The sequence below is a fragment of the Pseudomonas sp. B21-036 genome (assembly GCF_024748925.1).
In the GTDB taxonomy this organism is placed as follows: Bacteria; Pseudomonadota; Gammaproteobacteria; order Pseudomonadales; family Pseudomonadaceae; genus Aquipseudomonas; species Aquipseudomonas palmensis.
The window spans coordinates 4,149,485-4,170,818 of sequence record NZ_CP087178.1 but is presented as its reverse complement, the minus strand read 5'-3'; the positions used below and the strand labels follow the sequence as shown (position 1 = coordinate 4,170,818).

Annotated in this window: 23 protein-coding genes; 9 read left to right on the top strand and 14 right to left on the bottom strand. The window is 65.0% G+C overall.

What is annotated here, in order from left to right; translation table 11 throughout:
- Positions 1 to 7 precede the first annotated feature (7 nt).
- The 6 genes from LOY33_RS18820 to minC form a co-directional block, all read right to left on the bottom strand.
- Complete coding sequence (locus tag LOY33_RS18820; RefSeq protein WP_167400231.1) at positions 8 to 172, bottom strand: hypothetical protein; 165 nt, start codon at positions 170 to 172, stop codon at positions 8 to 10.
- 170 nt (positions 173 to 342) lie between these two features.
- Positions 343 to 1,632, bottom strand: a complete 1,290-nt coding sequence (locus LOY33_RS18815; protein ID WP_054914664.1) for a M18 family aminopeptidase — start codon at positions 1,630 to 1,632, stop codon at positions 343 to 345.
- Positions 1,633 to 1,777: 145 nt separating this feature from the next.
- Positions 1,778 to 2,413 (bottom strand): RluA family pseudouridine synthase, encoded by a 636-nt coding sequence (locus tag LOY33_RS18810; RefSeq protein ID WP_054914663.1) that lies wholly within the window; start codon positions 2,411 to 2,413, stop codon positions 1,778 to 1,780.
- A gap of 96 nt (positions 2,414 to 2,509) precedes the next feature.
- Positions 2,510 to 2,764 carry a cell division topological specificity factor MinE gene (gene minE / locus LOY33_RS18805; protein ID WP_019693048.1) on the bottom strand — a complete coding sequence of 85 codons (255 nt, stop codon included), beginning with the start codon at positions 2,762 to 2,764 and terminating at the stop codon, positions 2,510 to 2,512.
- A 3-nt stretch (positions 2,765 to 2,767) separates the two neighbouring features.
- Positions 2,768 to 3,580, bottom strand: a complete 813-nt coding sequence (gene minD / locus LOY33_RS18800) for a septum site-determining protein MinD (RefSeq protein ID WP_043862644.1) — start codon at positions 3,578 to 3,580, stop codon at positions 2,768 to 2,770.
- A 98-nt stretch (positions 3,581 to 3,678) separates the two neighbouring features.
- Positions 3,679 to 4,452 carry a septum site-determining protein MinC gene (gene minC / locus LOY33_RS18795; protein WP_258659618.1) on the bottom strand — a complete coding sequence of 258 codons (774 nt, stop codon included), beginning with the start codon at positions 4,450 to 4,452 and terminating at the stop codon, positions 3,679 to 3,681.
- Positions 4,453 to 4,563: 111 nt separating this feature from the next.
- On the opposite strand from minC, the gene LOY33_RS18790 reads away from it, so the two are divergent.
- A complete protein-coding gene (locus LOY33_RS18790) occupies positions 4,564 to 5,484 on the top strand; it encodes a lipid A biosynthesis lauroyl acyltransferase (RefSeq protein ID WP_043862646.1) in 921 nt (306 codons plus the stop codon).
- A gap of 114 nt (positions 5,485 to 5,598) precedes the next feature.
- Positions 5,599 to 6,765, top strand: coding sequence for a patatin-like phospholipase family protein (locus LOY33_RS18785; protein ID WP_043862647.1), 1,167 nt, complete (start codon positions 5,599 to 5,601; stop codon positions 6,763 to 6,765).
- 3 nt (positions 6,766 to 6,768) lie between these two features.
- Here the strand turns inward: LOY33_RS18785 and LOY33_RS18780 are convergent, their stop codons facing one another.
- Both LOY33_RS18780 and LOY33_RS18775 read right to left on the bottom strand, forming a co-directional pair.
- The gene (locus tag LOY33_RS18780) at positions 6,769 to 7,554 is read right to left on the bottom strand and encodes a VacJ family lipoprotein (RefSeq protein WP_054915870.1); all 786 of its coding nucleotides are present in this window, start codon (positions 7,552 to 7,554) and stop codon (positions 6,769 to 6,771) included.
- Positions 7,547 to 8,845, bottom strand: coding sequence for a serine/threonine protein kinase (locus tag LOY33_RS18775; protein ID WP_043862649.1), 1,299 nt, complete (start codon positions 8,843 to 8,845; stop codon positions 7,547 to 7,549). Before LOY33_RS18775 ends, LOY33_RS18780 begins: the two co-directional genes overlap by 8 nt.
- A 240-nt stretch (positions 8,846 to 9,085) precedes the next feature.
- Here LOY33_RS18775 and LOY33_RS18770 point away from each other — a divergent pair, with 240 nt between their 5' ends.
- Positions 9,086 to 9,448 (top strand): hypothetical protein, encoded by a 363-nt coding sequence (locus LOY33_RS18770; RefSeq protein WP_043862650.1) that lies wholly within the window; start codon positions 9,086 to 9,088, stop codon positions 9,446 to 9,448.
- Positions 9,449 to 9,539: 91 nt separating this feature from the next.
- On the opposite strand, the gene LOY33_RS18765 is transcribed toward LOY33_RS18770, so the two are convergent.
- Positions 9,540 to 11,093, bottom strand: a complete 1,554-nt coding sequence (locus tag LOY33_RS18765; RefSeq protein ID WP_258659615.1) for a beta (1-6) glucans synthase — start codon at positions 11,091 to 11,093, stop codon at positions 9,540 to 9,542.
- 176 nt (positions 11,094 to 11,269) lie between these two features.
- On the opposite strand from LOY33_RS18765, the gene LOY33_RS18760 reads away from it, so the two are divergent.
- The 3 genes from LOY33_RS18760 to LOY33_RS18750 all read left to right on the top strand — a co-directional run bounded on the left by LOY33_RS18760 (position 11,270) and on the right by LOY33_RS18750 (position 14,276).
- Positions 11,270 to 12,118, top strand: a complete 849-nt coding sequence (locus LOY33_RS18760) for a glycine betaine ABC transporter substrate-binding protein (protein ID WP_054915868.1) — start codon at positions 11,270 to 11,272, stop codon at positions 12,116 to 12,118.
- A 191-nt stretch (positions 12,119 to 12,309) separates the two neighbouring features.
- Positions 12,310 to 12,621: a DUF485 domain-containing protein gene (locus LOY33_RS18755; protein ID WP_043862653.1), complete on the top strand. Its 312-nt coding sequence runs from the start codon at positions 12,310 to 12,312 to the stop codon at positions 12,619 to 12,621.
- Entirely contained in the window at positions 12,618 to 14,276 is a 1,659-nt protein-coding gene (locus LOY33_RS18750) for a cation acetate symporter (RefSeq protein ID WP_043862654.1), read from the top strand. The genes LOY33_RS18755 and LOY33_RS18750 overlap by 4 nt, the downstream gene beginning before the upstream one ends.
- A 68-nt stretch (positions 14,277 to 14,344) precedes the next feature.
- Here LOY33_RS18750 and LOY33_RS18745 read toward each other — a convergent pair whose 3' ends face one another.
- On the bottom strand, positions 14,345 to 14,497 hold the full coding sequence (locus tag LOY33_RS18745; protein WP_010224169.1) for a DUF3309 family protein: 153 nt from the start codon (positions 14,495 to 14,497) through the stop codon (positions 14,345 to 14,347).
- Positions 14,498 to 14,718: 221 nt separating this feature from the next.
- Between LOY33_RS18745 and LOY33_RS18740 the strand changes: the two genes are divergently transcribed.
- The 3 genes from LOY33_RS18740 to csrA all read left to right on the top strand — a co-directional run bounded on the left by LOY33_RS18740 (position 14,719) and on the right by csrA (position 16,229).
- On the top strand, positions 14,719 to 15,534 hold the full coding sequence (locus LOY33_RS18740; RefSeq protein ID WP_258659610.1) for an SDR family oxidoreductase: 816 nt from the start codon (positions 14,719 to 14,721) through the stop codon (positions 15,532 to 15,534).
- Positions 15,535 to 15,582: 48 nt separating this feature from the next.
- A complete protein-coding gene (locus LOY33_RS18735) occupies positions 15,583 to 15,915 on the top strand; it encodes a YnfA family protein (protein ID WP_054915866.1) in 333 nt (110 codons plus the stop codon).
- Between the two features lie 125 nt (positions 15,916 to 16,040).
- On the top strand, positions 16,041 to 16,229 hold the full coding sequence (gene csrA / locus LOY33_RS18730) for a carbon storage regulator CsrA (protein WP_043862657.1): 189 nt from the start codon (positions 16,041 to 16,043) through the stop codon (positions 16,227 to 16,229).
- Here csrA and LOY33_RS18725 read toward each other — a convergent pair whose 3' ends face one another.
- The 4 genes from LOY33_RS18725 to LOY33_RS18710 form a co-directional block, all read right to left on the bottom strand.
- Positions 16,230 to 16,463 (bottom strand): YheU family protein, encoded by a 234-nt coding sequence (locus LOY33_RS18725; RefSeq protein ID WP_043862658.1) that lies wholly within the window; start codon positions 16,461 to 16,463, stop codon positions 16,230 to 16,232.
- A 73-nt stretch (positions 16,464 to 16,536) separates the two neighbouring features.
- Positions 16,537 to 17,721: an osmoprotectant NAGGN system M42 family peptidase gene (locus LOY33_RS18720; protein ID WP_043862659.1), complete on the bottom strand. Its 1,185-nt coding sequence runs from the start codon at positions 17,719 to 17,721 to the stop codon at positions 16,537 to 16,539.
- 22 nt (positions 17,722 to 17,743) lie between these two features.
- Positions 17,744 to 19,489, bottom strand: coding sequence for an N-acetylglutaminylglutamine synthetase (gene ngg / locus LOY33_RS18715; RefSeq protein WP_058541030.1), 1,746 nt, complete (start codon positions 19,487 to 19,489; stop codon positions 17,744 to 17,746).
- A 3-nt stretch (positions 19,490 to 19,492) separates the two neighbouring features.
- On the bottom strand, positions 19,493 to 21,280 hold the full coding sequence (locus LOY33_RS18710) for an N-acetylglutaminylglutamine amidotransferase (protein WP_043862661.1): 1,788 nt from the start codon (positions 21,278 to 21,280) through the stop codon (positions 19,493 to 19,495).
- Positions 21,281 to 21,334: the final 54 nt, after the last annotated feature.

The following is a 21,334-nucleotide window of genomic DNA, read 5'->3' as shown; positions in this document are numbered from 1 at the left end:
GCATTTGTCAGGTGAGTTTCTCGAGGATCTTCCACACCATGATGCCCAGGATGCCCAGCATGCCGATCCACATCATCAGCACCCCGCTGTTGCGCTCGCGCATGCTGAAGCCGACGGTGAGCAGGATCAACCCGGCGATCACCGGGAGGAACATCGTTTGAAACTCGGACATGCGCAAGGTCCTTATGCTGTAGGAGGTGTAATGATGGGCAAGCATAGCGCCAAATGTTTGCGCGCGGGTTGATGGGGGTCAGTCGTGGCCTCTTCGCTGGCAAGCCAGCGCCCACAGGTACGGCGCCTGTTTGGCGATCACCGCAGTGCTGTGGGCGCAGGCCTGTCAGGTCAGGGCAGATCGCGGCTCAGGTAGAACGCGGTCAGCACCTTGACCAGGTGCGCCAGGTCCTGGCTGCCGCACAGCTCGCGGATCGAGTGCATGGCAAACGTCGGCAGGCCGATGTCCACCGTGCGCACACCCAGGTGGCTGGCGGTGATCGGGCCGATGGTCGAGCCGCAGCCCATGTCGCTGCGCACCACGAAGCTCTGCACAGGCACTTCCTCGGCCATGCACAGGTGGCGGAAGAAACCGGCGGTTTCGCTGTTGGTGGCGTAGCGCTGGTTGTTGTTGACCTTGATCACCGGGCCGGCGTTGAGCTTGGGCCCGTGGTTGCCGTCGTGCCGGTCGGCGTAGTTGGGGTGCACGCCGTGGGCATTGTCGGCCGACACCAGCAGCGAGCGCTGGATGGCCCGGACGAAATCGTCACCGTCGGGCAGCAGGCGGCGCAGGGTCTGTTCCAGCATCGGGCCGTCGGCGCCGCAGGCGGAGCTGGAGCCGACCTCTTCGTGGTCGTTGCACACCAGTACACAGGTCTCGTCGCTGTCGGCGGCCAGCAGGGCCTGCAGGCCGGCGTAGCACGACAGCAGGTTGTCCAGCCGCGCGCCGGCGATGAAGTCGCCATGCAGGCCGACCACGGCGGCGTCCTGGGTGTCGTAGAAGCTCAGCTCGTAGTCCAGCACCACGTCGGCGTTCAGGCCATGTTCGCGGGCCAGTTGCTCGGTGAGCAGGGCGCGAAAGTCGACGCGCTCGTCACCGGCCACCTGGGCCAGGATCGGTGGCAGTTCGGTCTGCGGGTTGATCGCCCAGCCTTCGTTGGCGCTGCGGTTGAGGTGGATCGCCAGGTTGGGGATCACCGCGATGGGCTGCTTGAAGTCGATCAGCTGGCTTTCGACCTTGCCGTCGCGGCGGAAGGTCACGCGCCCGGCCAGCGACAGGTCGCGGTCGAACCAGGGGGCCAGCAGGGCGCCACCGTAGACTTCCACGCCCAGCTGCCAGAAGCCCTGGCGTTGCAGTTCGGGCTGTGGCTTGACGCGCAGGCAGGGGCTGTCGGTGTGGGCGCCGACCAGGCGAATGCCGTCGAGCAGCGGCGAATGGCGGCCGAGCTTGATGGCGATGATCGAGGAGTCGTTGCGGGTCAGGTAGTAGCGTCCGCCGGGCGTGGTGGCCCAGCTGTCACGTTCGTCCAGGCGCTGGTAGCCGGCGGCCTCGAGGCGCTGCGACAGGCTGGCGGTGGCGTGGAACGGCGTGGGGGAGGCCTTGAGAAAGTCGATCAGGCCTTGGTTCAGTGCATCGCGCATAGGTCACTCCAGACAGCAGTGGCGCGAGTTTAACGTATTGATCACGGATTTGCGTGGGCCCTATCGCGGGGCAAGCCCGCTCCCACAGCGTTCAGGGTGATCGTTGTGGGAGCGGGCTGACCCGCGATGGCCGCGCCGCGGTGTATCAGAACGGCGCCGGGCACTCGAAGCGCAGTCGTTCGCCGCTCACCGGGTGGGTGAAGCTCAGCATGCTGGCATGCAGGCACAACCGCTCATGCGCCGCCAGGGCCTCGGGGTAGGCGTACAGTCGATCCCCCAGCAGCGGATGCCCGATCGACAGCATGTGCACGCGCAACTGGTGCGAACGCCCGGTAATCGGCGTGAGCTCCACCCGGCAATGATCGCCACAGCGCTCGACGATGCGCCAGAAGGTCAGCGCATGCTTGCCCTGCTCGTGGTCCACCACGTGCCGTGGCTTGGTGGGCGGGTCGTAGCGCAACGGCAGGTCGATGCTGCCGCTGTCCAGCGCAGGCTGGCCCCAGCACAGTGCGGTGTAGGCCTTCTCGGTTTCACGGTCATGGAACTGGCGCGACAGCTCGCGGTGGCTGTCGGCGTCGCGCGCCAGCAGGATGATCCCCGAGGTTTCCCAATCCAGACGGTGCACGATCAGGGCGTCGGGGTAGCCGTTTTCCTGCAGGCGGGTGATCAGGCAATCCTTGTTGTCGTCGGCGCGCCCCGGCACGGACAGCAGCAGGGTCGGCTTGTTGACCACCAGGATGGCGGCATCCTGGTGAAGGATGTGAACGTTGGACAGCGGCATTGCGTGTTCTCTGCAAACGCCAACGGCGGCGGCCGGGCCCGGGCTGTATGAGCCCGGGCCCGGCCGCCGCCGTGGCAGGTTACCCCTGTGCGCCGATCAACGATCGGGCAGGGTGATATTGAGTTCCAGGATGGAGCAGCTGCCCTGGTTCTCCAGAGCGACGTGCACATCATCCGAGCCGATGTTGACGTACTTGCGGATCACCTCGACCAGTTCCTTCTGCAAGGCTGGCAGGTAGTCCGGAGTACTGCGCTGGCCGCGCTCGTGCGCCACGATGATCTGTAGACGCTCTTTCGCGACCGACGCGGTGCTTACTTTTTTGTTGGCACGAAAGAAGTCAAAAAGGTTCATTGGTCAGTTGCCTCCAAACAGGCGCTCGAAGAATCCCTTCTTCTGTACATCGAGGAACCGGTGTTCCACGGTTTTGCCCAGCAGGCGGTCGACGGTGTCGCTGTAGGCCTGGCCGGCATCGCTCTGGTCATCGAGGATCACCGGCACGCCCTGGTTGGATGCCTTGAGCACCGCCTGGGATTCGGGGATCACGCCCAGCAGCGCGACGGCGAGGATTTCCTTGACGTCCTCGACACCGAGCATTTCGCCCTTGCTCACGCGCTCTGGATGGTAGCGGGTGATCAGCAGGTGTTCCTTGATCGGGTCTTCGTTGCGTTCGGAACGGCGCGACTTGCTGGCCAGCAGGCCCAGCATGCGGTCCGAGTCACGTACCGAGGAGACTTCCGGGTTGGTCACCACGATGGCTTCGTCGGCGAAGTACATGGCCAGGTGGGCGCCTTTCTCGATACCGGCCGGCGAGTCGCAGACCACGTATTCGAATTGCTCCTTGAGCTCCATCAGGACCCGCTCCACGCCTTCGAGCGTGAGCGCATCCTTGTCACGGGTCTGGCTGGCGGCCAGCACGTACAGGTTCTCGAGGCGCTTGTCCTTGATCAGGGCCTGCTGCAGGTTGGCTTCGCCGTTGACCACGTTGACGAAGTCGTACACCACGCGGCGTTCGCAGCCCATGATCAGATCGAGGTTACGCAGGCCGACGTCGAAGTCGACGATGACCGTCTTGTGGCCGCGCAGTGCGAGGCCGGTACCGATAGCGGCGCTGGTGGTGGTCTTACCCACACCACCCTTGCCGGATGTAACCACTAGAATCTTGGCCAAGGTGTATCACCCCTAAAGAAAAAGGACGTTGAGGTCCCAGAAATATCCAAACCGGCAACATATGGAAAAGTTGCGCTGAAAATGGCGGCAAGTATCCGTTAAAGACGGGTGATGTTCAACACGTCACCGGACAGGCTGACCTGCACGTTGGCCCCCCACAACGGGTCGCGACGCAGGTCTTCGGCCACCTTGTACTGCCCGGCGATCGAGACCATTTCGGCGGTCAGCTGCTGGCAGAAAATACGGGCCCTGGTGTTGCCCTTGATACCGGCGAGGGCGCGACCGCGCATCGCGCCGTAAACATGGATGTTGCCATCGGCCAGAAGTTCCGCACCGGGGCTGACCGAAGCCAGTACCACTAGGTCGCCGCCCTGAGCATAGATCTGTTGGCCGCCACGCACCGGCGAGGTGATGATTTTTGTCGGTTTTACCGCAGGCTCCGGCGGCGGGGCCGGGGCCGGGGCCGGGGCCGGCTCGGGCTTGGGTGCCGGTGGCACCTCTACCGCAGGCTCCAGCGCACGTTCGCGGGCACCGGACGGCGGCAGCACCGGCAGGTCGATGGCAATGGCGGCGGCGATGTCCTCGATACGGCTGGCGCGAATGGCCAGGGTACGCAGGCCATGGTGGCGGCATACGCGCATCAGCCCGGGCAGGTCGACCGCGCCTTCGCCGGCCGGCAGCTTGTCCAGCGCCAGCACCAGCGGGGTGTTGCTGAAGAAGTTGGGGGCCTGGGCGACTTTGGCCGCCAGTTGCCGATCGAGGCCTTCGAGGTCGTTCTGCGCAAGCTCGAGCACCGTGATGGCGAGCATGCTGCCCTTGAGCTGGAACACGGGGGCTTGGTCTGGCGTCTGGGTTTGGCTCATGGTTGGCATAAGGCAGCTTGTTACGAAAAAGTGCTCAGACTTATAACGAGAACGCCGGTTAGCCGCAACCCGCAGCGAACCGTTGTAGAATGCCCGGCCATCGTCTTTGCGGAATGTTTAATGGATCGCCCGCGTTTTCGCCTTTATTTTCTTCATCCACGCTTCTGGCCGCTGTGGCTGGGCCTGGCCCTGCTGTGGCTGATCGTGCAGCTGCCCTACCGGGCTTTGCTGGTGCTGGGCCGCCTGCTGGGCGCGCTGATGTACCGTGTTGCCGGTGACCGTCGACGCATTGCTGCGCGCAACCTGGAACTGTGTTTCCCCGAATTACCGTCTGTCGAACGAACCCGTCTGCTCAAGGAAAACTTCGCCTCCACCGGCATCGCCTTCTTCGAAATGGCCATGAGCTGGTGGTGGCCAAAGGCCCGGTTGGCGCGCCTGGCGCACATCGAGGGGCTGGAGCACCTGCAGGCGGCGCAGCGTGACGGGCAGGGGGCCATCCTGATGGCCCTGCACTTCACCACGCTGGAGATCGGTGCGGCGCTGCTGGGCCAGGAACACACCATCGATGGCATGTACCGCGAGCACAAGAACCCGTTGTTCGACTTCGTGCAGCGCCGTGGGCGCGAGCGGCACAACCTCGACTCGCTGGCCGTGGAGCGCGAGGACGTGCGCGGCATGCTCAAGCTGCTGCGCTCGGGGCGCGCCATCTGGTATGCGCCCGACCAGGACTACGGCGCCAAGCAGAGCGTGTTCGTGCCGCTGTTCGGGATCGAGGCGGCTACCGTGACCGCCACCACCAAGTTCGCCCGCCTGGGGCGGGCGCGGGTGATCCCGTTCACCCAGCAGCGCCTGGCGGACGGCAGTGGCTACCGGCTGGTGATCCATGCGCCACTGCAGGATTTTCCGGGGGAGAGCGAAGAGGCCGACTGCCTGCGCATCAACCAGTGGATCGAGTCGGTGCTGCGTGAATGCCCCGAGCAGTACCTGTGGGCACACCGACGCTTCAAGTCGCGCCCGCCGGGGGCGCCCAAGCTGTACTAGGACGAATCGCGGTGTGGCTTTCGCCGGCAATGCCGGCTCCTACATAGGTGTGCGGTACCGGTAGGAGCCGGCCTTGCCGGCGAAGGCAGCGACACAGACTTCAGGGAGTACCCCATGCCAGCACCCCAACCGGTCACCGGCCTGATCCTCTCGGGCGGTGGCGCCCGTGCCGCCTACCAGGTCGGCGTGCTCGCCGGCATCGCCGACCTGCTGCCCGCCGGCGCCGGCAACCCGTTCCCGGTGATCGTCGGCACCTCGGCCGGGGCCATCAATGCGGTGACCCTGGCCAGCGGTGCGATGCATTTTGCCGACGCCATCCGCCGCCTCACCGGCTTCTGGCAGGGCTTTCGCAGCCACCAGGTACTGCGCAGCGACTGGCCCGGGGTGATCCGCCAGGCCAGCCGCTTCGTCGGCCACAGCCTGCTGGGCCTGGGGGCCCAGGTACCGGTGGCGCTGCTCGACAGCTCGCCGCTGCGCAAACTGCTCAACCAGCACCTGGACCTGGACGGCATCGGCCATGCCATCGACCAGCAGCACCTGCGCGCGGTGGCGGTGACCGCGTTCGGCTACGAGTCGGGCCAGGCGGTGACCTTCTACCAGGGCAAGGGCGCCATCGACCCGTGGCTGCGCCATCGACGCATCGGCATGCCGACCCGCCTGAGCGTCGAGCACCTGCTGGCCAGTTCGGCCATCCCGTTGCTGTTTGCCCCGATCAGGCTGGGCCACGAATTCTATGGTGACGGTGCGGTGCGCCAGTCGGCGCCGATCAGCCCGGCGCTGCACCTGGGCGCCAACCGCGTGCTGGTGGTGGGGGTCAGCGGCAACCCCCAGGGGCCGACGCCGGGTGATCCACGCGAGCGGGTGTTCAGCGGCAAGCAGCCGAGCCTGGCGCAGATCGGCGGGCACCTGCTCAACAGCACGTTCATCGACAGCCTGGAAGACGACCTTGAGCTGTTGCAGCGGCTCAACCACCTGAGCCACCTGCTGCCCAGCGACGTGCAGCCCCGGCGCCTGGGCCTGGCCCCGGTGGAGGTGCTGGTGGTTGCGCCCAGCCAGCCGCTGGACGAGATCGCCGCCCGCCATCGGCGCGAACTGCCCGCCGCGCTGCGCATGTTCCTGCGCGGCCCGGGGGCGACCAAGACCAGCGGCGCCGGGGTGCTCAGCTACCTGTTGTTCGAAGCCGGCTATTGCAGCGAGCTGATCGAACTGGGCCGGCGCGACGCGCTGACCAAGCAGGGCGAGCTGTGCCGCTTTCTCGGCCTGCCGCTGCCCCGGCCCTGAACGCTACTCGGCGATCTGCAGGCGGCGTGCCTCGGTGTACACGTAGCGCACCTTTTCATACTCGAACGGCGAGTTCAGCTGGCCGTAGCGAAAGCTGGTGGTATAGCGCTTGTCGATGGCGCGCAGTACCCAGACCTCCGGGTTGTCGCTGCTGACCTCGGCCATGTTGAGGAAGTTGATCCAGTTCTCGGCGCTGTAGTCCACCACCAGCCCGCCGGTGTCGCGCAGGTTCGACGGGCCCAGGATCGGCAGCATCAGGTACGGGCCGTCCGGCACGCCATAGAAGCCCAGGGTCTGCCCGAAGTCTTCGCTCTGGTGCGGCAGCCCCATCTTGGTCGCCGGGTCCCACAGGCCGGCGACGCCCAGGGTGGTGTTGAACAGCAGGCGCGCGGTGATCTCCATCGAGCGCTTGCCCTTGAACTGCAGCAGGCTGTTGAGCAGGTTGGGCACATCGCCCAGGTTGCTGAAGAAGTTGCTGACCCCGGTGCGCACGAAGCTTGGGGTGATGTAGCGGTAGCCATTGACCACCGGCAGGAACACCCACTGGTCGAAGCGGTAGTTGAAGTGGTACAGCCGGCGGTTCACCGACTCGAACGGGTCGTAGACGTTCAGCGCGGTCAGGGTCGAACGCTCGAACTCGCGCTGGTCCAGGCCGGGGTTGAACTTGAGTTCCTTGAGCGGATCGGTGAAGCCGTCGGCTTCGATCACGCTGGCTCGCGCCGGGATCTCATCGGCCTGTACCAGGCCTGCGGCGAGCAACGCCGTCACGATCAGAAGTTTTTTAACCACGGAAAAACTCCAGCATCGCGTCGCTGTTGACGCGGTAATTGATATTGCCGCAGTGCCCGCCATGCGGGTACAGGGTCAGGCGGTCGCCAAAGGTGCTGCGCAGAAAGCCGATGTCGCCGGGGCCCAGGATCACATCGTCGGCGTTGTGCATCACGGCGATTTTCGGGCTGTTTTGCAGGTAGTCCTTGAGGGCATACAGGCTCACCTGGTCGATCAGCTGCAGCAGGCTGCCGCCATCGGTGCGCGCGCGCCACATGGGGATGACCTGCTCGGTCAGGTAGCAGTCGAAGTCGCATTGCAGCGCACGCTTGAAGAACGGCGTGAGGCTGCTGCCTTCGGTGATCGGGTACTTGGGCGGGGTGATCAGGCCGCGGCGGTTGATCAGGTCGGAGGTAAAGGCGATATCGGCGGACGAGAAGCGGAACGAGGTGCCGATCAGCATCGCCATCTGCTCGTTGCTCAGGTGCTGGCGCGACTGCTGGAAGTCGTAGAGCAGTGCGTCGTTGAGGTCGATGTAGCCTTTTTGCTGGAAGTAGCGGGTGAGCTTAGTCAGCACCAGTTCATAGAAGGTGGTGCTGTTGTTCACACCCTTGACCTCGGTCTGCACCAGCTTGTCGAGGTTGCTGATCGAGGTGTAGAGGTTGACCGGCGGGTTGAGCAGCAGCACGCGCTTGAAGTTGAAGCTGCGCCGGGTTTCGTCCAGGTGGCTGACGAAGGCTGCGTCGAGGGCACCGAGGCTGTAGCCGGTGAGGTAGTACTCGCTGACAGGCAGGCGCGGGTGCTGGGCGCGCACGCCCTGCATCACCCGGTACAGGTCTTCGGCGTCTTCGGCGCTCACGCCCGGGGTGGCGAAGCGCGAGGCGGCGCTGATGAAGTCGAAGCTGGTGGGCGATGACAGCTGCACCACGTGGTAGCCGGCCTTGTAGTAGAGGCGCTTGAGGTACTCGTTGAGGCTGCTGGTGTAGGGCGCGCCGGTACCGGCGATCAGGAAGATCAGCGGCGCCTCGTGGTCCTGTCGGGCCAGGCGATAGCGCAGCTTCTTGACCGCCCAGAAGTTGTCCGGAAGGGTGAACTCGCGTTCGGGGCGCAGGTTGAGGCTGTAGTCGGACTGATCGATGTCATCGTCGGTCGGCAGTTCGGGGCGCAGGTCGGGCGGTGTGGAGGCGATCGTCGCCTCGAAGGGATTGGTCAGCGGGTAGCCATAGGTGGCCGCATCGACATCCACCGCAGACGCGGCCGCACTCATCAAGAGGCCACCCAGCAGGGCAGCAAGGCGCAGTGATCGAAGCATGACGGATCCCCAGGAAAGGCAAGGCAAAGTGTGTACTGCAGGCTAGGACACTCGTGCTATCGGCAAAGTTGCCTTGTGCCCCGGCATTTACCGTCCCCGATGTTGCCGTGCGGGCCAGTGCCAGGGCAACAGCGGGTTTTGTTTCTTTGCTGATAAAAGTAGCTCAGGCCGCCGCTTTTGCCTTGCACAGGCCCGGTGGGGGATTATGCTGGGCGCCGTTTTCCTGTTTCCGGAGTTGTCATGTCCCGCCGTTTGCCGCTGATTGCCTTGCTTGTGTGCCTGTCGCTGTGGGCTGCGGCCTGCTATGGGGTGCGTTACGGCTTCATGGAGGATGTCAGGTGGGTCGGTGTGTGCAGCTCGCCCCAGGTGAGCTGGGAGTGCCAGTTGCGCGCCACGCTGGGCCTGATGATCCACTTGCGGGTGCTGGGCTGGGTCGCCCTGGGGTTGGCCGTGGTGGCGACGCTGGTGCCGCGTCGGGCCGGCTGGTGGCTGGCGGTGCTGTCCCTGGTGTTCGGGCTGCCGGCACTGGCGCTGTACACCGTGAGCCTGGCGGCGTTCGCGCTGGTGCTGGCGGGGTTGCGGCTGGTGCGGCGCACGGCCTGAGGCTCACGCTGTATCGTTCGCCGGCAAGGCCGGCGCCTACCGGATTCAACGTCTCCCTGCAGAGCCGGCCTTGCCGGCGAAGAGCCGACGCTCAGCCCTGCCTGATCCGCAGGCAGCGCCACAGCGTCGCGGTCATCAGCGCGCTCACCAGGGCCCACACCAGCGCCTGCTGGCTGCTCAAGCCCTCGATGAACAGCTGCGGCGCAATCCCGGCGCCGACGATGAAGGTCAGCAAGGCCACCTCGGCGCGTGCTACCCGCACCGGTCGCAGCAGGTACACCACCGCCGGCAGCACCAGCGCCGGGCTCGGGAAGCTGCGGTAGCGCGGGTCGAACACCAGCGCCAGCATGCTCACCGCCGCCGCGAAGCCGGCCGCCATCACCCACCAGCCGGCACGCGCCTGCAGCCAGGCGAACAGGCGCTCACGCCAGCCACTGCGCTGTGCCAGCGCCAGCGCGCCATGGGCCAGTACCACCAGGTTGAGCCCCGCCAGCAGCACGGCCCACAACCACTCGCCAACGAAGCGGCTGTTGACCCGTACCAGCTCGCCCCACAACCCCAGGCTGGCGGCCCCCAGTGCGGCCAGCAAGGGCAGCGCCAGGGCGCCACGCACGCCGCGCACCGGCCCGGCCAGGGCCAGGGTGGCGGCGAACAGCAGCACGCCGATGCCCAGCCACTGCGGCCAGAACGGCAGGTTGCTCACCGGGCCTTCGAGTATGCCCTTGTCCTGCCGGTCGGCATCGTACAGCCCCCAGTAACCGCCCACCGCGCCTTCGCTGGCGCGCTTCCACGGCTGGTCGAAGGCTTCGATCAGGTTGTAATGCCAGCCATTCTGCTCGGCCATGGCGACGAACCCGCGAATGAAGCGCGCTTCGTTGACCCGGCTGGGCAGGGCGGTCTCGCGCTGGCGCCCTTCGCTGGGCCAGCCGGTTTCGCCGATCATCACGTCCTTGGGCGCGAAGCGGTTGCCGAACACCTGGCGGATCTCGCCAACGTGGGCCAGCGCTTCGTCGATGCCCTTGGGATCATCTTCCCAGTAGGGCAGCAGGTGAATGGTCACGAAGTCCACCTGCGGCGCGATCTGTGGGTGCTGCAGCCAGAACTCCCACACGTCGGCGTAGGTCACCGGTACCTGCACCTGGCTTTTCACCTGGTGGATCAGATCGGCCAGGTGATCGCCCGTCACTTCCTTGCGCAACAGCACCTCGTTGCCCACGATCACGGCGCGGGTGATGTCCGGGTTGGCATTGGCGGTGGCGATCAGGGCCTTGATCTCCTTGGCCGTGACCAGCGGGTCGGCACTCACCCAGGCCCCGAACATCACCTTCAGGCCGTACTTGCGCGCCAGCTGCGGGATCGCTTCCAGGCCCGTCATCGAGTAGGTGCGGATGCATTCGAAGCGCTGTGCAAGCAGGGCGAGGTCGGCCTCCACGCGCTCCGGGCGCAGGGTGAAGGGCTGGTCGAACGGCGACTGGTCCTTGTCGAAGGGCGTGTAGGACACGCATTGCAGCTTGTGCGTGGGGCTGGCGGCGTCCGGCAGCGATACCGGCTTGCCGAGCCCGTACCAGAGCCCGCCCAACGCGAACAGGCCAAGCAGGCAGGCAAACAGGTAGGGCAACAGCGGGAAGCGGGCAGTCGAGGGCATGGCGCGGACCGGTCAGGAAACAAAGCCGCCAATACTACCTGCAAATGCCGGCCGGTAGCGGGCTTGGCTGGCGTTGTGATGTCGTTTCTCGATGTTTCGACGTCGCTGACAGAGCAGGTTGGCCGCCAGTGGCGGTTGATGATGCAGGTTCCGTGACGTGACGAGGGGATGCCTTGATGAAAATGCGACGACTCCTGGGGGCGGGCACTGCCCTGATACTGGCCATGGGCACCAGCCTGGCCATGGCCAAGGAAGTAAGCATCGGCTACGTCGATGGGTGGTCCGACAGCGTGGCAACCACCCATGTGGCGGCCGAGGTGATCAAGCAGAAGCTCGGTTATGACGTCAAGCTGATGCCGGTGGCCACCGGCATCATGTGGCAGGGGGTGGCCACCGGAAAGCTCGATGCGATGCTGTCGGCCTGGCTGCCGGTGACCCATGGCGAATACTGGGCCAAGAACAAGGACAACGTGGTCGACTACGGCCCCAACTTCAAGGACGCCAGGATTGGCCTGATCGTGCCCGAATACGTCAAGGCGCAGTCGATCGCCGACCTCGGAAGCGATGCCGGCTTCAAGAAGAAGATCGTCGGCATCGACGCCGGGTCCGGGGTGATGCTCAAGACCGACCAGGCCATCAAGGACTACGACCTTGCCGGCTACAAGCTGCAGGCCAGCTCCGGCGCTGCCATGACCTCTGAACTGGGGCGCGCCTACGCCAAGCAGCAGCCCATCGTGGTCACCGGCTGGGTGCCGCACTGGATGTTCGCCAAGTGGAAGCTGCGCTTTCTCGAAGACCCCAAAGGCGTGTACGGCGCCGCCGAGACGGTCAACAGCATCGGCAGCAAGGAACTCGATACGAAGGCGCCGGAAGTCGCAGCGTTCCTGAAGAAGTTCTCGTGGCAATCCAAGGACGAGATCGGCGAAGTCATGCTGGCCATTCAGGAAGGCGCAAAGCCGGACGCTGCGGCGAAGGAGTGGGTCGCCAAGCACCCCGAGCGGGTCGCCGAGTGGACCGCAAAATAATGGCCTAAGGCCTCTATCTGGCACCTTCCAGGGCCGCGCGGTGTTTTACCACTGCGCGGCCCTTTGCATGGGCGGCTGTTACGTAGCCGGTAAAAGAGTTTTACATCTAAGACTAAGGTCGTCTGGAGTGCGTCCCAAGGCAGCATAAAGTGGCGTGGTACTACCCAATCTGTGCTGCGAGGACAAAAACAATGAACGACAGCATTTATCTCTCGATACAAAACAGCCCGCGGTTCAAGGAGCTGGTTTCAAAACGTGAACGCTTCGCCTGGATTCTCTCGGCGATCATGCTCGGCCTCTACGCCGCCTTTATCCTGTTGATTGCCTACGGCCCGCAGATTCTGGGTGCCAAGCTCAGCCCCGGCTCCTCGATTACCTGGGGTATCCCGCTGGGTGTGGGTCTGATCGTTTCGGCTTTCGTGCTGACCGGCATCTACGTACGTCGTGCCAACGGTGAGTTCGACGAGCTGAACAACGCGATCCTGAAGGAGGCTCAGCAATGATCCGGCGTCTACTGGCAACACTGGCCTTTGGCGCTTTCGCGCCTGCCGTCTGGGCCGCCGACGCCCTGACCGGCGAGGTGCACAAACAACCCCTGAACGTCTCGGCGATCCTGATGTTCGTCGCCTTCGTCGGTGCCACCCTGTGCATCACCTACTGGGCTTCAAAGCGTAACAAGTCGGCCTCTGACTACTACGCCGCAGGCGGGCGAATCACGGGCTTCCAGAACGGCCTGGCGATTGCCGGCGACTACATGTCGGCAGCCTCCTTCCTGGGTATTTCCGCACTGGTATACACCTCCGGCTACGATGGCCTGATCTACTCGATCGGCTTCCTGGTGGGCTGGCCGATCATTCTGTTCCTGATCGCCGAACGCCTGCGCAACCTGGGCAAGTACACCTTTGCCGACGTGGCCTCGTATCGCCTCGGGCAAAAGCAGATCCGCACCCTGTCGGCCTCCGGCTCGCTGGTGGTGGTGGCGTTCTACCTGATCGCGCAGATGGTCGGCGCCGGCAAGCTGATCCAGTTGCTGTTCGGCCTGGACTACCACGTGGCGGTCATCCTGGTGGGTATCCTGATGTGCATGTACGTGCTGTTCGGCGGCATGCTCGCAACCACCTGGGTACAGATCATCAAGGCGGTGCTGCTGCTGTCCGGTGCCAGCTTCATGGCGCTGATGGTGATGAAGCACGTCAACTTCGACTTCAATGCGCTGTTCTCCGAAGCGATCAAGGTTCACCCCAAGGGTGAGGCGATCATGAGCCCGGGCGGCCTGGTCAAAGACCCGATCTCCGCGTTCTCGCTGGGCCTGGCGCTGATGTTCGGTACCGCTGGCCTGCCGCACATCCTGATGCGCTTCTTCACCGTGAGCGACGCCAAGGAAGCGCGCAAGAGCGTGCTGTACGCAACCGGCTTCATCGGCTACTTCTACATCCTGACCTTCATCATCGGCTTCGGCGCGATCCTGCTGGTCAGCACCAACCCGGACTTCAAGGACGCAGCAGGCGCCTTGCTGGGCGGCAACAACATGGCTGCGGTGCACCTGGCCGACGCCGTGGGCGGCAGCATCTTCCTGGGCTTCATCTCGGCAGTGGCCTTCGCCACCATCCTGGCAGTGGTTGCCGGCCTGACCCTGGCCGGTGCCTCGGCGGTGTCCCATGACCTGTATGCCAGCGTATGGCGCAAGGGCAAGGTCAACGACAAGGACGAGATCCGCGTATCGAAGATCACCACCGTCGCACTGGGTGTGCTGGCCATCGGCCTGGGTATCCTGTTCGAAAGCCAGAACATCGCGTTCATGGTCGGCCTGGCGTTCTCGATCGCGGCCAGCTGCAACTTCCCGGTACTGCTGCTTTCGATGTACTGGAAGAAGCTGACCACCCGTGGCGCCATGATCGGCGGCTGGATGGGGCTGGTAAGTGCGGTGGGCCTGATGGTGCTCGGTCCGACCATCTGGGTGCAGATCCTGGGTCACGAGAAAGCCATCTACCCGTATGAGTACCCGGCGCTGTTCTCGATGCTGATTGCCTTTGCCGGTATCTGGTTCTTCTCGGTTACCGACAAGTCCAAGGCAGCGGATGACGAGCGTGCGCTGTTCTTCCCGCAGTTTGTCCGGTCGCAAACCGGCCTGGGGGCAAGCGGTGCTGTTTCGCACTGAGTCCTGAGCAATAAAAAAACGGCCTTCGGGCCGTTTTTTTATGTGGGGGCCATTGCACCCCCGGGTTTCTATATCTTGCCGAGCAACAACAGGATCAACAGGATGATCAGCACGGTACCAATGATGCCGGACGGGCCGTAGCCCCAACTTCTGGAGTGCGGGAAAACGGGTAAGCCACCGATCAACAGCAAAATCAGGATGATGATAAGTATGGTGCCCATGGCAGAGTCCTTTTGTTGAGTACGGTAATCAGCGTGTGCAGTTGCGATCCATCTCTTCGGTCATGACGTTCATGTCCGCCTGTTAATTCGGACTCCCACAGGCAACTAAAAGTTTAGTTCGATATGTGTTTGCCCGCGCCATTCAGCATCCTGATACAGCGTGGGCGTCGCTGCACCCTTCGCTACACTGGCCTTCAACTTCAGGAACAAGGCATCCGGCTATGCAAAACCGCATGATGATCACTGGCGCCGGGTCCGGCCTTGGCCGCGAGATTGCCCTGCGCTGGGCCCGCGAGGGTTGGCAACTGGCCCTGAGCGACATCGGCGAGGCCGGCCTGCAGCAGACCCTCGCGCTGGTGCGCGAGGCGGGCGGCGAGGGCTTCGTCCAGCGTTGCGACGTGCGCGACTACAGCCAGCTCACCGCCCTGGCCCAGGCCTGCGAAGAAAAGCTCGGCGGCATCGATGTGATCGTCAACAACGCCGGGGTGGCGTCGGGCGGTTTTTTTGCCGAGCTGTCGCTGGAAGACTGGGACTGGCAGATCGCGATCAACCTGATGGGCGTGGTCAAGGGCTGCAAGGCGTTCCTGCCGCTGCTCGAATGCAGCAAGGGCCGCATCATCAACATCGCGTCCATGGCGGCGCTGATGCAGGGGCCGGCCATGAGCAACTACAACGTGGCCAAGGCCGGGGTGGTGGCGCTGTCCGAAAGCCTGCTGGTGGAGCTGCGCCAGCAGCAGGTGGCGGTGCACGTGGTGTGCCCGTCGTTCTTCCAGACCAACCTGCTGGATTCGTTCCGCGGCCCCACCCCGGCAATGAAGGCCCAGGTGGGCAAACTGCTGGAAAGCTCGCCGATCAGCGCCAGCGACATTGCCGGCTATATCTACGAGGGGGTGGCGCGCGGTGACTTCATGATTCTGCCCCACGAGCAGGGGCGCCTGGCCTGGCAGCTCAAGCAGCGCGACCCGCAGGCGCTGTATGACGAAATGGCCGAGATGGCCGTGCGAATGCGTGCCAAGGGGCGTCAGACGCAGGCGTAGGCTGTTCGCTACGGTATGCTAGGCGCTTTTGCGCGGGTAGCAGCGGACGTGATGAATTATGTGTGGTTCTTTCTGGCGGCGGTGTTCGAGATCGCCGGCTGTTATGCCTTCTACATGTGGCTGCGGCTGGGCAAGAGCGGCTGGTGGATCGCCCCCGCGCTGCTCAGCCTGACCCTGTTCGGCCTGCTGCTGACCCGCGTCGAGGCGGCCTACGCCGGGCGCGCCTACGCCGCCTATGGCGGCATCTATATCGTCACTTCGCTGCTGTGGCTGGCGGTGGTGGAGCGTGCCCGGCCGATGGGCAGCGACTGGCTCGGTGCGCTGCTGTGCGTGATCGGCGCCACCATCATCGTGATCGGACCACGTCTGCAAAACAGCTGAGCGGGTAGGATCTTGTAGGCAAATTCCCGCAAAGTTGTGGGAATTGTCTATTTGCCTGTCAGAGCGTTGAACCGTTTCAGCACCCGGTTCAGTCTTCACTCTCCCCTGATGTGGAGGATTGGAGAATGCTGGTCATAGGGCGCGAAGTCGGCGAGGTCATCACCATCGATGACGACATCAAGATCAAGGTACTGTCGGTAGACGGCAACACGGTGCGTTTCGGCATCTGCGCACCACGCGATGTGGAGGTGCACCGTGCAGAAATCTATCGGCGTATCGCCGAGCAACTGGGCAAGGGCGGCCTGGGCGCCTGATCACTGATCGTCGAGCAGCTCGCGGGGCACTTCATGCCTGGCGAGCAGTTGGCACTGCTGGCTGTCCAGGTCGAACAGGATCACCGCCTGCCCCTTGGCCAGCGCCTGGCGCACGCGCAGTACACGGGTTTCCAGCGGGGTGTCGTCGCCATTGTCGGTACCGTCGCGGGTGACGAAGTCTTCGATCAGGCGGGTGAGGGTGTCGGCTTCGAGCTGGTCGTAGGGTATCAACATAAAAAAGCTACAGAATCAGGAAAGGTTTCGCACATGCTACGCGAAACCTTTCCTGCATGTGGCCTGCATGTGGCTAGCCTTTTTGGCCAACCAGGCTGTCCACCGCCGGTACGCGGGTATCACTTTCCATTTGTGCGTCGTGTTCCAACTGGTGGCTGAAGCTTTCCAGCGAACTGCCGGTGGGCTTGGAATCGCTGGCGAACACCGGTGGGCTGAGCAGGTAGGCGCTGAGCAGGCGGCTGAGGGCAGCCAGGCTGTCGATATGGGTGCGCTCGTAGCCATGGGTGGCGTCGCAGCCGAACGCCAGCAGCGCGGTGCGGATGTCATGCCCGGCGGTGATCGCCGAATGCGCGTCGCTGAAGTAGTAGCGGAACAGGTCCCGGCGCACCGGCAGGTTGTGCTCGCGGCCCAGGCTCAGCAGGTGGCGCGACAGATGGTAGTCGTAGGGGCCGGCGGAGTCCTGCATGGCCACGCTGACCGCGTGTTCGCTGGAGTGCTGGCCGGGGGCGACCGGGGCGATGTCGATGCCGACGAATTCGCTGACGTCCCACGGCAATGCGGCGGCGGCCCCCGAGCCGGTCTCTTCGGTGATGGTGAACAGCGGATGGCAGTCGATCTGTGGCTGGATGCCGCTTTCGACGATGGCCTTGAGCGAGGCCAGCAGCGCCGCGACGCCGGCCTTGTCGTCCAGGTGACGGGCGCTGATATGGCCGCTTTCGGTGAACTCGGGCAACGGGTCGAAGGCCACGAAGTCACCGATGCCGATGCCCAGGGTTTCACAGTCGGCGCGGGTGGTGCAGTAGGCATCCAGGCGCAGCTCGACGTGCTCCCAGCTCACCGGCATCTGGTCGACCGCGGTATTGAAGGCGTGCCCGCTGGCCATCAGCGGCAGCACGCTGCCGCGAAACACGCCGGTGTCGGTGAACACGCTGACCCGGCTGCCCTCGGCGAAACGGCTCGACCAGCAGCCAACCGGGGCCAGGCCCAGGCGGCCGTTGTCCTGCAAGGTGCGCACGCTGGCGCCGATGGTGTCCAGGTGCGCCGAAACGGCGCGGTCGGGCGAGCTCTTGCGGCCCTTGAGGGTGGCGCGGATGGTGCCGCGCCGGGTCAGCTCGAAGGGGATACCCAGTTCTTCCAGGCGCTCGGCCACGTAGCGCACGATGGTGTCGGTGAAGCCGGTGGGGCTGGGGATGGCGAGCATTTCCAGCAGGACCTTCTGCAGATAGGTCAGGTCCGGTTCGGGCAATTGATCAGGCATGCGGACTCCTCGTGGGGCGTTGTCACGGCACCGGCCGGCTGTGCGGGAACAGCAGGTCGACGAAGCGTTCGGCAGTGGGTTGGGGTTCGTGGTTGGCCAGGCCGACCCGTTCATTGGCTTCGATGAACACGTAGTCGGGCTGGTCGGCGGCCTTGACCATCAGGTCCAGGCCAACCACCGGAATGTCCAGGGCGCGGGCGGCCCGCACGGCGGCATCCACCAGGGTCGGGTGCAGGCGTGCGGTGACGTCTTCCAGGCAGCCGCCGGTGTGCAGGTTGGCGGTACGCCGTACGGCCAGGCGCTGGCCGGCGGGCAGAATGGTGTCGTAGTCGACCCCGGCGGCGTGCAGGGTGCGCTGGGTCTCGGCGTCGAGCGGGATCTTGCTTTCGCCACCGGTGGCGGCCTGGCGCCTGCGGCTCTGGGCTTCGATCAGCGCACCGATGGCGTGCTGGCCGTCGCCGACGATCGAGGCCGGGTGACGAATCGCGGCGGCCACCACCTCGTAGCCGATGACCACGATGCGCAGGTCCAGCCCTTCATGAAAGCTTTCCAGCAGCACGCGGCTGTCGTACTGGCGCGCGTGCTCGATGGCGGCGTCCAGGTCTTGCAGGCAGGTCAGGTTGACCGCCACGCCGTTGCCCTGTTCGCCATCCAGCGGCTTGACCACCACCGCGCCGTGGTCTTCCAGAAAGGCCAGGTTGTCGGCGGCGTTGCCCGCCAGCTGTTGCGCCGGCAGGCTCAGGCCGGCGGCTTCGAGTACCTTGTGGGTCAGGCTCTTGTCCTGGCACAGGGTCATGCTCACGGCGGTGGTCAGGTCGCTGAGCGACTCGCGGCAGCGCACCCGGCGTCCGCCGTGGTTGAGGGTGAACAGCCCGGCGGTGGCATCGTCCACCTGCACATCGATGCCGCGCTTGTAGGCTTCCTCGACGATGATCCGCGCATAGGGGTTGAGCCCGGCCTCCGGCCCCGGCCCCAGGAACAGCGGCTGGTTGATGCCGTTCTTGCGCTTGACCGCGAAGGTGGGCAGGGTGCGAAAGCCCAGCTTGGCGTACAGCCGCTTGGCCTGGCGATTGTCGTGCAGCACTGACAGGTCGAGGTGGCTCAGCCCGCGGCTCATGAAGTGTTCGATCAGGTGGCGTACCAGTACCTCGCCGACCCCGGGCCGGGTGCAGTTGGGGTCCACGGCCAGGCACCACAGGCTGCTGCCGTGCTCCGGGTCGTCGAAGGCCTTTTGATGATTCAGGCCCATCACGCTGCCGATCACCGCACCGTTGTCCTCGTCTTCGGCCAGCCAGTACACCGGGCCGCCCTGGTGGCGCGGAGTGATCAGCGCCGGGTCGACCGGCAGCATGCCACGGGCCACGTACAGCTCGTTGATGGCTGCCCAGTCGCTGTCGCTCTGTGCGCGGCGGATACGAAAGCCGCGAAACACCCGCTGCGCCTGGCGGTAGTCGCTGAACCACAGGCGCAAGGTGTCGGAGGGGTCGAGAAACAGCTGTTGCGGCGCCTGGGCCAGTACCTGCTGGGGGGCGGCCACGTACAGCGCGATATCGCGCTCGCCGGGCTGCTCCTTGGCCAGGGCCGCCGCCAGGCTGGCCGGGTCGGGGTAGGTGTGGCCGATCAGCAGCCGGCCCCAACCACAATGCAACCAGCGCGGCTGGTCGTGCGGGTCGCTGCCGTCGCCGGCCAGTTGCGCCTGCAGGCGTTCATAGGACGGCACCTGGCCGCGCAGCAGGCGCTGGCCATAGGGTGAGGCATGGGCTTTCATCGATCAGATTCCTTGTTCGCTGAGCCACAGGTTCAGCGCGGCCAGTTGCCACAGCTTGGAGCCGCGCAGCGGCGTCAGTTGCCCATGCGGGTCGCTGAGCAGGCGGTCGAGCATGGCCGGGTTGAACAGGCCGCGGTCCTGGCTCGGGTCCAGCAGCAGCTCGCGTACCCAGTCCAGGGTGGCGCCTTGCAGGTGCTTGAGGCCCGGTACCGGGAAGTAGCCCTTCTTGCGGTCGATGACTTCACTGGGGATGACCAGTCGCGCGGCTTCCTTGAGCACCTGCTTGCCGCCATCGGGCAGCTTGAACTGGGCCGGCACCCGCGCCGACAGCTCCACCAGCCGGTAGTCGAGGAACGGCGTGCGAGCCTCCAGGCCCCAGGCCATGGTCATGTTATCGACCCGTTTGACCGGGTCGTCGACCAGCATCACCGTGCTGTCCAGGCGCAGGGCCTTGTCGACTGCCGCGCTGGCGCCGGGCTGGGCGAAGTGCTGGCGCACGAAGTCGCCGGCGGCGTCATTGCCCAGCAGCCAGGCCGGCTGCACGGTGTCGCGGTACTCGTCGTAGCTGCGGTCGAAGAAGGCCTCGCGGTAGGCCGCGTACGGGTCCTTGGCGCCGTCCACCTGCGGGTACCAGTGGTAGCCGGCGAACAGCTCGTCGGCACCCTGGCCGCTCTGCACCACCTTGCAGTGCTTGGCCACTTCCCGAGAGAGCAGGTAGAAGGCGATGCAGTCGTGGCTGACCATCGGCTCGCTCATGGCGCGGAACGCGGCCGGCAGTTGCTCGATGATTTCGCGCTCGTCGATGCGCAACTGGTGGTGGCGGGTGCCGTAGTGCTTGGCGATCAGGTCCGAATACTGGAACTCGTCGCCACGTTCGCCGCCGGCATCTTCGAAGCCGATGGAGAAGGTCGACAGGTCCTCGACCCCGACTTCACGCAGCAGGCCGACCAGCAGGCTGGAGTCGACGCCGCCCGACAGCAGCACGCCGACATCCACGGCCGCACGCTGACGGATTGCAACGGCTTCGCGGGTGCTGTCGAGCACGCGGTCGCGCCAGTCTTCCAGGGTCAGGTGCTGTTCATCGGTGCGTGGGCCGTAGTGCAGGTTCCACCACACGTGCTGCTCGGCGCGGCCCTGGGCGTCGATGCGCATCCAGGTGGCCGGTGGCAGCTTTTCGATGTTCGCCAGCAGGGTCCGCGGGGCGGGCACCACGGCGTGGAAGTTCAGGTAGTGGTTGAGTGCCACCGGGTCGAGCACCGGGTTGATGTCGCCGCCCTTGAGCAGGGCCGGCAGGCTCGATGCGAAGCGCAGGCGTTCGCCGGTGCGCGACAGGTACAGCGGCTTGACCCCCAGGCGGTCGCGGGCGAGGAACAGCTGCTGGCTGTCACGTTCCCAGATCGCCAGGGCGAACATGCCGTTCAGGCGCGGCAGCAGATCGGCGCCCCAGGCGTGGTAGCCCTTGAGCAGCACTTCGGTGTCGCCGTCCGAGTAGAAGGCATAGCCCAAGCTTTCGAGTTCGGCGCGCAGCTCGGGGAAGTTGTAGATGGCGCCGTTGAATGCCAGCGACAGGCCCAGCTGGCTGTCGATCATGGGCTGAGCCGAGCCGTCGGACAGGTCCATGATCTTCAGGCGCCGATGGCCCAGGGCGATGGGCCCCTGGCTATGGAAGCCCCAGGCATCCGGGCCGCGGGGCGCCAGGTGATGGGTCATCCGTTCGACCGCGGCCAGGTCCGCCGGGCGTGGTGTGTTGGCTACAGGGGTGAAACGAAACTCTCCAGCTAATCCGCACATAAGTCCTTACCGGTTTTTCCGTTGGGGAAGGTGCCCTGAATTCGGGCACATAGG

Bases quoted from the DNA above. Each gene is read 5' to 3' on its own strand.
- LOY33_RS18760 (WP_054915868.1), top strand. From the start codon at position 11,270: ATGAAAATGCGACGACTCCTGGGGGCGGGCACTGCCCTGATACTGGCC.
- LOY33_RS18785 (WP_043862647.1), top strand. From the start codon at position 5,599: ATGCCAGCACCCCAACCGGTCACCGGCCTGATCCTCTCGGGCGGTGGC.
- LOY33_RS18810 (WP_054914663.1), bottom strand. From the start codon at position 2,413: ATGCCGCTGTCCAACGTTCACATCCTTCACCAGGATGCCGCCATCCTG.
- ngg (WP_058541030.1), bottom strand. From the start codon at position 19,489: ATGAAAGCCCATGCCTCACCCTATGGCCAGCGCCTGCTGCGCGGCCAG.
- LOY33_RS18755 (WP_043862653.1), top strand. From the start codon at position 12,310: ATGAACGACAGCATTTATCTCTCGATACAAAACAGCCCGCGGTTCAAG.
- LOY33_RS18740 (WP_258659610.1), top strand. From the start codon at position 14,719: ATGCAAAACCGCATGATGATCACTGGCGCCGGGTCCGGCCTTGGCCGC.
- LOY33_RS18775 (WP_043862649.1), bottom strand. From the start codon at position 8,845: ATGCTTCGATCACTGCGCCTTGCTGCCCTGCTGGGTGGCCTCTTGATG.
- LOY33_RS18725 (WP_043862658.1), bottom strand. From the start codon at position 16,463: ATGTTGATACCCTACGACCAGCTCGAAGCCGACACCCTCACCCGCCTG.
- LOY33_RS18750 (WP_043862654.1), top strand. From the start codon at position 12,618: ATGATCCGGCGTCTACTGGCAACACTGGCCTTTGGCGCTTTCGCGCCT.
- minE (WP_019693048.1), bottom strand. From the start codon at position 2,764: ATGAACCTTTTTGACTTCTTTCGTGCCAACAAAAAAGTAAGCACCGCG.
- LOY33_RS18770 (WP_043862650.1), top strand. From the start codon at position 9,086: ATGTCCCGCCGTTTGCCGCTGATTGCCTTGCTTGTGTGCCTGTCGCTG.
- LOY33_RS18745 (WP_010224169.1), bottom strand. From the start codon at position 14,497: ATGGGCACCATACTTATCATCATCCTGATTTTGCTGTTGATCGGTGGC.
- LOY33_RS18790 (WP_043862646.1), top strand. From the start codon at position 4,564: ATGGATCGCCCGCGTTTTCGCCTTTATTTTCTTCATCCACGCTTCTGG.
- minC (WP_258659618.1), bottom strand. From the start codon at position 4,452: ATGCCAACCATGAGCCAAACCCAGACGCCAGACCAAGCCCCCGTGTTC.
- LOY33_RS18820 (WP_167400231.1), bottom strand. From the start codon at position 172: ATGTCCGAGTTTCAAACGATGTTCCTCCCGGTGATCGCCGGGTTGATC.
- LOY33_RS18710 (WP_043862661.1), bottom strand. From the start codon at position 21,280: ATGTGCGGATTAGCTGGAGAGTTTCGTTTCACCCCTGTAGCCAACACA.
- LOY33_RS18720 (WP_043862659.1), bottom strand. From the start codon at position 17,721: ATGCCTGATCAATTGCCCGAACCGGACCTGACCTATCTGCAGAAGGTC.
- csrA (WP_043862657.1), top strand. From the start codon at position 16,041: ATGCTGGTCATAGGGCGCGAAGTCGGCGAGGTCATCACCATCGATGAC.
- LOY33_RS18815 (WP_054914664.1), bottom strand. From the start codon at position 1,632: ATGCGCGATGCACTGAACCAAGGCCTGATCGACTTTCTCAAGGCCTCC.
- LOY33_RS18765 (WP_258659615.1), bottom strand. From the start codon at position 11,093: ATGCCCTCGACTGCCCGCTTCCCGCTGTTGCCCTACCTGTTTGCCTGC.